Source organism: Macrococcoides goetzii, assembly GCF_002742385.2.
Taxonomy (GTDB): Bacteria; Bacillota; Bacilli; order Staphylococcales; family Staphylococcaceae; genus Macrococcoides; species Macrococcoides goetzii.
Window position 1 is genome coordinate 1 of the sequence record NZ_MJBI02000029.1, and the last position, 360, is coordinate 360.

General features: G+C 48.3%; 3 tRNA genes and 1 rRNA gene. All 4 read right to left on the reverse strand.

Annotated elements, in window-relative coordinates:
* Positions 1 to 2 precede the first annotated feature (2 nt).
* A tRNA-Lys gene (locus BFS35_RS13705) sits at positions 3 to 78 on the reverse strand.
* Between the two features lie 7 nt (positions 79 to 85).
* A tRNA-Thr gene (locus tag BFS35_RS13710) sits at positions 86 to 161 on the reverse strand.
* Between the two features lie 15 nt (positions 162 to 176).
* A tRNA-Val gene (locus tag BFS35_RS13715) sits at positions 177 to 252 on the reverse strand.
* 12 nt (positions 253 to 264) lie between these two features.
* Positions 265 to 360, reverse strand: a 5S ribosomal RNA gene (gene rrf / locus BFS35_RS13720); the annotation flags it as partial.

Consider the following 360-nt stretch of genomic DNA (forward strand, 5'->3'; position numbering starts at 1 on the left):
AATGGTGAGCCATAGAGGATTCGAACCTCTGACCCTTTGATTAAAAGTCAAATGCTCTACCAACTGAGCTAATGGCTCAAAGAAATGGTGCCGGAAAAAGGACTTGAACCCTCAACCTACTGATTACAAGTCAGTTGCTCTACCAGTTGAGCTATTCCGGCATAATAATAAATAAATGGTGGAGGATGACGGGCTCGAACCGCCGACCCTCTGCTTGTAAGGCAGATGCTCTCCCAGCTGAGCTAATCCTCCTGGGTATATATTGCCCGGCAACGTCCTACTCTCGCGGATCGTAAGACCAACTACCATCGGCGCTAGAGAGCTTAACTTCTGTGTTCGGTATGGGAACAGGTGTGACCT